This is a genomic window from Caldithrix sp., assembly GCF_056497305.1.
Map to the genome: position 1 here is coordinate 22,824 of NZ_JBSMDE010000011.1, position 8,021 is coordinate 30,844.

5 protein-coding genes are annotated in these 8,021 nt (G+C 43.9%); 1 reads left to right on the forward strand and 4 read right to left on the reverse strand.

The annotated features are described in order from the left end of the window. Nucleotides 1-3 precede the first annotated feature (3 nt). The 4 genes from ACWB0I_RS00960 to ACWB0I_RS00975 all read right to left on the reverse strand — a co-directional run bounded on the left by ACWB0I_RS00960 (nucleotide 4) and on the right by ACWB0I_RS00975 (nucleotide 4,671). Entirely contained in the window at nucleotides 4-1,608 is a 1,605-nt protein-coding gene (locus ACWB0I_RS00960) for a protein kinase domain-containing protein (protein ID WP_479386155.1), read from the reverse strand. Next, a complete protein-coding gene (locus ACWB0I_RS00965; RefSeq protein ID WP_479386156.1) occupies nucleotides 1,598-3,067 on the reverse strand; it encodes a sigma-54 interaction domain-containing protein in 1,470 nt (489 codons plus the stop codon). The genes ACWB0I_RS00960 and ACWB0I_RS00965 overlap by 11 nt, the downstream gene beginning before the upstream one ends. Before the next feature lie 14 nt (nucleotides 3,068-3,081). Next, complete coding sequence (locus ACWB0I_RS00970) at nucleotides 3,082-4,038, reverse strand: carboxypeptidase-like regulatory domain-containing protein (RefSeq protein WP_479386157.1); 957 nt, start codon at nucleotides 4,036-4,038, stop codon at nucleotides 3,082-3,084. Nucleotides 4,039-4,281: 243 nt separating this feature from the next. Next, nucleotides 4,282-4,671 carry a heavy metal-responsive transcriptional regulator gene (locus tag ACWB0I_RS00975; protein WP_479386158.1) on the reverse strand — a complete coding sequence of 130 codons (390 nt, stop codon included), beginning with the start codon at nucleotides 4,669-4,671 and terminating at the stop codon, nucleotides 4,282-4,284. An 867-nt stretch (nucleotides 4,672-5,538) separates the two neighbouring features. Here ACWB0I_RS00975 and ACWB0I_RS00980 point away from each other — a divergent pair. Further along, nucleotides 5,539-7,746: a two-component system sensor histidine kinase NtrB gene (locus ACWB0I_RS00980; RefSeq protein WP_479386159.1), complete on the forward strand. Its 2,208-nt coding sequence runs from the start codon at nucleotides 5,539-5,541 to the stop codon at nucleotides 7,744-7,746. Nucleotides 7,747-8,021 lie beyond the last annotated feature (275 nt).

An 8,021-nucleotide genomic window follows, 5' to 3' on the forward strand; every position in this document is an offset into this window, starting at 1 on the left:
GCCTTATTTCTTTAATTGAATCCGTTTTTCAATGATCTCTCCTGGATGTATTTGCAAAGTGTCAGAATACCTTTTAAAATTTGGATTTTTAATGGTTAATAGATGTTTTCCTGCGGGCACCTTGAGTTGAAGCGGGGTAATGCCCCGCAGTGAATCGTCGATAAACACTTTGCCCCAGGGAAATGCGCTGATGTGTAACGTGCCGGTTTGGGGTATTAAGGAAAAAACGAGCGTATCCTGCTGTCCTGGGCGAATGGTTATTGTTTGTTCCAGAGTTTTAAAATTAGGGTTCTTCAACGTTAAAGTGTAAGTGCCTGCTTTGAGCTCCAATGGTTCATTCAGCGGCGTTGTGTCAATAAATGTGTGGTCGATAAAAACCTGAGCCCAGGGACGGCAAAATATAATCAGGTGCCCCATATTCACAGGGCGCATTTCAATGGACGGGGATGGGGCAGAATCCGTCCTGGTTAAACGTTCGGTTGCCGGTTCCGAAAAAGAAGAAGTTTTCTTTCCTGTTGAGGGAACGGGATGGGTAGGCTGAAGAAGCGGCCTGGCTTTTGCGGTGTCCGGCGGCGGAAGCCGGAGTGTGTCTGTGAGCGCAACAGGATTTTGTGTTCTGTAATGGGTATTAAAATAAAGCAAACTAAAAAACAGAGCGACCAAAGCCAGCGCGATGATCAACCAGCGAGTGATGATTTGCCGCTGCTTTAATGGTTTGCTACCTTTTGTTAAAGCAGGGGCCGATTCCTTTGTCGAAAACGATTGAGGATGCTTCAGGTAGTGTAAAAATTGGTTTTGATCGATCAGTTTCTGCTTGAGCAGGGGATGTTCCAGCAGGTGGTGTAGAGAAGGCATTCTTTGATCCGGCTTTTTGATGAGCATGTGGGCAATGATTTCATTAAACCAGGCCGGACAATCTTCCCGCAAGGCCTTAACGGGTTTGGGATTTAAAGAGAGCACGTGATTCAGGGTATCTACCACGTTCTGGCCTAAGAAGGGATTGGAACCGGTACTCATCTCGTACACGGTCACGCCCAGGCTAAAGATATCGCTTTTAGCATCGAGCTTTTTGCCCGTAGCCTGTTCCGGCGACATGTAAGCCGGAGTGCCAACGGCGGCCTGCTGGATGGTCAGGTTAGGTAAGTCTGCGCTGGTGGCCAGACCAAAATCGGTTATTTTAACAGAACCCCCTTTGCCGATCATAATATTGGCCGGCTTGATGTCCCGATGCAGTACCCCGTTTTGATGGGCAAAATGAAGACCTTTTGCCATTTCGTAGGTAATGAAAAAGATGACGGGAAAGGGGAGGGCTCCATGCGCTTTCAGCAGTTCATTCAAAGGTTGGCCATCAACGTATTCAAAGGTTAAATAAAAGGCCTCTCCGGTGTCCCCAAAATCGAAGATATTGACAATGTTGGGGTGATTCAGGCGGGCGCAGATGCGCGCTTCCCGTTTAAAGCGTTGCAGTAAATCGGGCTGATCATGGATGTGTTTATTGAGCACTTTTAAAAATACCCGGCGCTCCAGAGCCAGTTGTTCGGCCAGGTAAACGGTAGCCACAGGTCCGCGATTGATTTCTTTAATGATTTTGTAGCCTTCAATTTTCATCAAGCATGCCCCACTCTTTCATGTGGTAGTAGAGCCAGCGGCGCGAAACGCCCAAAATCTGAGCAGCCCGGGTGCGGTTACCCTCTGCCAGTTTTAAGGTTTCCAGTACGGCATAATGCGTGATCTCTCTTAAGGTTTTGCCGATGGGTACCGGTAACGATTGTTGACGCAAATTGAAATGTTCGGCCTTAATTTCTGAATCTCTGCACAGGATGACAGCGCGTTCGATGGCATTCTCCAGTTCCCTGACATTGCCCGGCCAGTCGTATTCCTGCAGCAGTTGTAAAGCCTCTTTGCTGAAGCCGTCCAGTTTTTTCTTGTTTTTTTGGGCGTATTTTTTTAAAAAGTGGTTGGCCAGCAGTGGAATATCAGATTTTCGCTGACGCAGAGGCGGCATTTTAATATTGATGACATTTAAACGATAGTACAGGTCTTCGCGAAAATCACCTTTTTGAACTTCTTCCCATAAATCCTTATTGGTCGCTGCTACAATCCGCACGTCTGCTTTTCTTATCTGTGTTTCACCGACGCGTTTAAATTCTCCTTCCTGCAGGACGCGCAGAAGTTTTGTCTGAATGGATATGGGGACATCCCCGATTTCGTCCAGGAAAAGCGTACCTCCATGGGCCTCCTCAAACAATCCGGCCTTGTCTTCGACTGCGCCGGTAAAGGCGCCTTTTTTGTGACCAAAGAGTTCGCTCTCCAGCAGGCTCTCTGAAAGGCTGCCGCAAAAGATGGGAATGAAGGCTTTGTCTTTGCGAGAGGAATGGGCGTGTAAAGCCCGGGCAATGAGTTCCTTACCGGTGCCGCTTTCGCCTTCGATGAGTACCGAGGCGGAAGTATCGGCCACATCCCGAACCAGTTCCAGAATGCGCAGGATCGGTTTACTCTTACCGATGATCTCCGGAAAAGAATCGGAAAGGGATATCTGGCGTTTGAGGGTTTTGTTTTCGCTCTGAAGTTTTTCCAGTATTTTGGCGTTGCTCAAAGCAATGGTCGCCTGAGTGGCAAATGTTTTTAAAAAGTCGAGACTCTCCTGATCAAATTGGTTCACATCGGCCCGGCTGTCCATGTAAATGGCGGCAATGATCTTGCCCTGTTCGATAAGGGGCGTACAAATGACGGATTTAATCTGTTGCAGAATTATACTATCGGCTCCTGAAAAACGCTGATCGGTCTGGGCGTCAATACTCAGGATGGGTTCGCCGCGTTCCAGAACCCGATTTACCACACTGGAGGAAAAACCACGCATCGATTCGATGGTTTGATTGCTGATGTTTCGGGCTGTAACCACGGTAAAGTCGTGTTCTGAATTTTTCATCAAAATAAAACCACGTTCGGCATTTAACGCTTCCATGGCCAGATCCATGATGCGATCCAGTAATTGTTGACTATCGTGGATGGAATTAATTTCTTCGCTTATTTTTAACAGGGTTTGAAATGAATTTTTAACACTCATGATTTGCTCTCCAATTATGGAATCTGAAAGGCTCCTTCTTTAGAACGGCTGCTGTTGCCAAATTCATCAATGATGTAAACGCGCCACAAATATTCACCTGAGGGTAGTTGATGAACATAGTTGAGATTGGGTAAATCCGGCGGTAAAGAATCAACAATCTTTACCGTGGTGGGTACGCCGTTGTTAACCTGAAATATTTCCAGTTTGTATTGGAAAGGAAAGTTTAAATAGACCGCCTGCCACTGGAAATGAATGGTATCGCCGGTAATCGTTTGTAAGCCTACCGGAGCAAGCAACTGGGTGGTCTGTTCAATGACGCGCGTAATAAAAACGGGTTGCGCTGTGGCTGTGAATCCTGCATCATCGGTTGCTTTAACCAAAAAGGCCCTGCCAATAAGCTCTTCCAGATGACGCACCGGTAAATCGTTAACATTGCGAGCGTAGTAAAATTCACCAGGATTTTGTCCGGGTAAGAGCGTGTCCGAAATCGTGTATTCCGGAATTTCAAAAAAGACGCGGTCTAAATCTCCGATGCCATCGGGATCATTCAGCCTGACTGCAATCTGTAAATAGTAACTGTCTTCCACAGGAAACCAATGGGCCTGATGGTGGGTGCTGACCGTGATCTCTTCGAATTGCGGTAACTGATCAAGGCGAAATTGCAGGCGGACATTCTTTTTTAAATCGACCTGAAGTGAGTCCTGGCTAAAGGCCGATCCTCCGGCAATAACCAGGTAGCTGTCCGCGGCTAAGTGCGTAAAAGAAAATTGACCAGAGGCATCGGTGAAAGTGAGTAAATTCTGCTTTTTTAGGTACACGGAGACCATAGCTAAGGGAAGATGGGGCGCATAGTAGGTTTGAATTGTGCCTTGAATGGTCAAACCGCCATCGCCATCCAGGGGATTATCGTGCGGCGCATCGCCTACACAATGGAGCAACAGAAACAATGATAATAACCCAAAACGTTTCATGGCTTTAATCTACATAATTTTGCTCATGCGTGCAAAATAGTTACACCTGGAGCAAGGGGTAACTTCCGACTTTGACAGCCGATGCTGGTTAACTCATTAAAAAACAATACATCAGTTTTAAAAATTTGCGAAAATTGTCCCTACAAATTGACCGACTTTTCTTTCTGTTGTAAAACTTAAAAAGGCCAAACGGTCAAAGAATTTGTTAAATCCACTGACTGCGATTTGTGGTTTTTCTTTGTTTCAGTTCTCAAAGGCTTCGATGATCGGGCATTCAGCAACCATTTTGCCACGCCGGCAAGATGAAATGAGTTGATTGAGTGCGTTCTTGATCTTTTGTAATTCCTCGATCTTTTGTTCGATTACGGTTAACTTTTCTTCTGCTCTCTTTTTTATATCCAGACAAGAGGAATCGGGCCCTTTGCTCAAGTCCAGTAATTCTTTGATTTCAGTCAGAGTAAAGCCGTGGCTCTTTGCTTTGGTGATGAATCGTAAGCGTTTGATGGCTTCTTCATCATAGTAGCGATAGTGAGTCATGGGATTGCGTTCGGGCTGTAATAGTCCTTTTCGTTCATAAAAACGAATGGTTTCAGGCGATATTCCCATCAATTTCGAAATTTGTCCGCGCGTCATGGGCACGAGGCACCTCCTTTCAATATCGAGAAAGAGATTACGCATTACACTCTAAAAACGCAAAAATTCTGAACAATAATTCTTTGGTTTAAAATAAAAACAACGAATTTAAGAAATTGGTACGAATTAGAATATTTCCATAAAAAGATCCATCACTTTAGCGTGCGAAAATTTTTGTGTTAAAGATCCTAACCCCCCGGCCCCCTTCCCTTCTTTTAATAAAGGGAAGGGGGAGCAAATTGTGTCGCTTTGCTGAGTTTTAGCCTTACATGTCAATAAATATTATTTTTTTTAGAAATCTTTGTGCTCTCTGTGGTTGATTTTGTTTGCGGCTGTGCTGCCTTAAAATCTGTGTATTAAGGGAAATCGATTCCGTTTTTAGGCATTTTTTTTGGATCTATCGAGCCAATGCGACTCTGGAGAGTCGCGCTACGGGGTGCGAAAATTTTTGTGTTACCTTAGGCTGAAAATTTTTACTTTTCTTTCCGGCTGCCGCGAGCAATACGAATGGTAAAGTTAAACTCAACAGAACGAATTCTCATTAGCAGTAAAATGGCCAATATGAAAAAATCTTCAACACAGTTGGAAAATTTTGCCACACAAGCCTTCACCCTCTCCCTGACGTTTATTCTGGGAGAGGGGGATCGAGGGTGTGAGGGCTAATTCGTAAAATGACTTCTGCTGTTGGAGGAGTAAAGTTAAGAGTATATGAGTGTAAGAGTTAAATGGTTCAAAGGCACCGGCCTGTCATTTTTTTAAGAAGTTTTTTAGTTGCGGCTACGCTGCCATAGGTATTTAAAGGTTAAGTTTATTGAATATATGACGAAAAAATCAAATTACCAATCAGTCTCATCAGGATAAAATTGCATGATGTGCTTAAACACATGGATGGGCCTATTGTTTGTTGCTGTTCTGTTTGGGGCACCGCCCACAATAGGAGCTAAGAATCAGATTCTTGCACAAAATACGACCTCTTTCAACATACCCAGAGATAGCCTTAAAAAACAACTCATCCAATTAAATCAAAAGTCATCTGCGAACGATTTGCAAATAGAGCATTTGAAACGGCAGATCGCTATCCAGAAAAAATATGATCTGATTTTAAATATGATCATATTTCTTTCAATCATAAATATCATAGCTATCTACCTCTATTTTAACAGTAAGCGCCGAAATTGGAAATTTTTTAATGAAATCATCAATTCTTTAAATTACCCGCTTTTTGTCTTTCGGGCGCGTAACCTGAACATTGAATTGTCCAATTTTTCTGCAGAAAAGAGTTTCCCTGAAATCCATTCCTTTTATGAATTACATAAAGAAGAAGGAATGGTTATTGAAGAATGGCTGGATCGTTTATGCAAAAAACATCAGGTAGTCATTCATGAAATCGCCCGCGAGGCGAAAGAGGGACAGATTCGTTACTATCAGATTTATCTTTATCCCTTATTGAACAAAAAGGGTAAGGTAGAGTACATCGTAGAATATTGGGTGGATACTACGATTCAAAAAAGGGCTCTGGAACGATTATTACGCAGCAAGGAGGCGCTGGAACAATCGAAGAAGGAATTTGAAAAAGTGATCTCTTCCATTCCGGATGCCATTTACAGTGCCTTAATCGATAAAACCGGGAAAATTCTTGATAGTTATTATTCTCCGGTAATTGAAAAAATAACGGGCTATCCGGCCTCTTTTTTTGACGGCGATAAAAATACCTGGTCTAAGATTGTTCATCCCGAGGATTTGCCGCAACTAAGAGCAAGAAATAAAAAAGCGATTTTAGAAAAACAGCCTGAAGCGCGCACGGAATATCGCATCATCCATAAGGATGGCAGCGTCAAGTATATTCGCAGCGCCGTTACCATGAATTTCCTCGACAATAATTTAATTCGTGTGGATGGCGTTCTGATGGATGTTACCGAAATGAAAAAGGCCGAAATGGAATTGATGAAGATTCAGAAACTGGAATCGGTTGGAGTACTGGCAGGCGGCATTGCCCACGACTTCAACAACATATTGACAGCTATTCTGGGTAATATCTCTCTGGCGCGATTAATCGCCAAAAACAATGATAAGCTGGAAAGTCGACTGTTCGAAGCTGAAAAAGCCTGCCTACGGGCTAAGGATCTGACGCAGCAATTATTGACCTTTTCCAAAGGCGGAACGCCGGTTAAAAAAGTGACCTCACTGGCAGATATGTTGCGCGAGGCCACTACCTTTTTGCTTCGAGGATCGAATGTAAAAGCGCAGTTTGAAATCCCGGACAATTTGTGGTTGGTAGAGGCTGACGAAGGGCAATTAGCCCAGGTCATCAATAATCTGGTCATCAATGCCAAACAAGCCATGCCCCAGGGAGGCGTGTTAAATATTCGGGCCTTCAATTATTTCTATGACGGTAGGTCCGACTTGCCCCTGAAACGCGGAAAATATGTGTGCTTTAAAGTGGAAGACCATGGCGTTGGCATTGATGAAAAAAGTTTACAGAAAATTTTTGATCCCTATTTCACCACCAAAAAAACAGGTTCCGGTCTGGGGCTGGCCGTAACCTTTTCCATTGTAAAAAAGCACAACGGTTATATTACAGCACAATCCAGGGTGGGCGAAGGCACCACTTTTAGTGTGTATCTGCCTGCATCTGACAAATCGGTGCATGCGGAAAAAGAAAAAAGCGAGGTCTTTACTCCGCTGAAAGGCAGAGTGCTTTTAATGGATGATGAGGAAGTAATTTTAGACATCGGTAGCGAGATGTTAAGCAGTTTCGGTCTGCAAGTAGAAGTGGCTAAAACAGGTCAGGAGGCCGTTGAAAAGTTCAAAAAAGCCATGCAAGACAACAAACCATTTGATCTGGTTCTGCTTGACCTGACCATCCCCGGGGGAATGGGAGGTAAGGAGACCATCAAAGAAATCCAGAAGTTGGCTGGCAATGTGCCGGCTATCGTTTCCAGCGGCTATTCTAATGATCCGGTTATGGCCAATTACAGGAATTACGGTTTTCAGGGCATGGTGGTGAAACCGTACCGAATGGTCGATATGTACGCTGTTATTAAAAATATTATGCGTAATAACAACCTCAATTAAATATGGATGGATTGACACGACAAGCCGCAGACAATAAAAAAGTTTATCATTTTGAGTATTGGACTACTTTAGAATACTTCCCTTAAAAGATCTATTCCCGCCAAAGCGGGATGCGAAAATTTTTATGCAGAAGATCCTAACCCCCCCCGCCCCCTTCCCTTCTTTTAATAAAGGGAAGGGGGAGCAAATTGTGCCGCTTTGCTGAGTTTTAGCCTTACATGTCAATAAATTTTATTTTTTTTCTAAATCTTTGTGCTCTCTGCGGTTGTTTTTGG

Excerpts from the sequence above, each read along its gene's own strand:
- ACWB0I_RS00970 (WP_479386157.1), bottom strand. The coding sequence starts at position 4,038 with ATGAAACGTTTTGGGTTATTATCATTGTTTCTGTTGCTCCATTGTGTA.
- ACWB0I_RS00980 (WP_479386159.1), top strand. The coding sequence starts at position 5,539 with ATGATGTGCTTAAACACATGGATGGGCCTATTGTTTGTTGCTGTTCTG.
- ACWB0I_RS00960 (WP_479386155.1), bottom strand. The coding sequence starts at position 1,608 with ATGAAAATTGAAGGCTACAAAATCATTAAAGAAATCAATCGCGGACCT.
- ACWB0I_RS00975 (WP_479386158.1), bottom strand. The coding sequence starts at position 4,671 with ATGACGCGCGGACAAATTTCGAAATTGATGGGAATATCGCCTGAAACC.
- ACWB0I_RS00965 (WP_479386156.1), bottom strand. The coding sequence starts at position 3,067 with ATGAGTGTTAAAAATTCATTTCAAACCCTGTTAAAAATAAGCGAAGAA.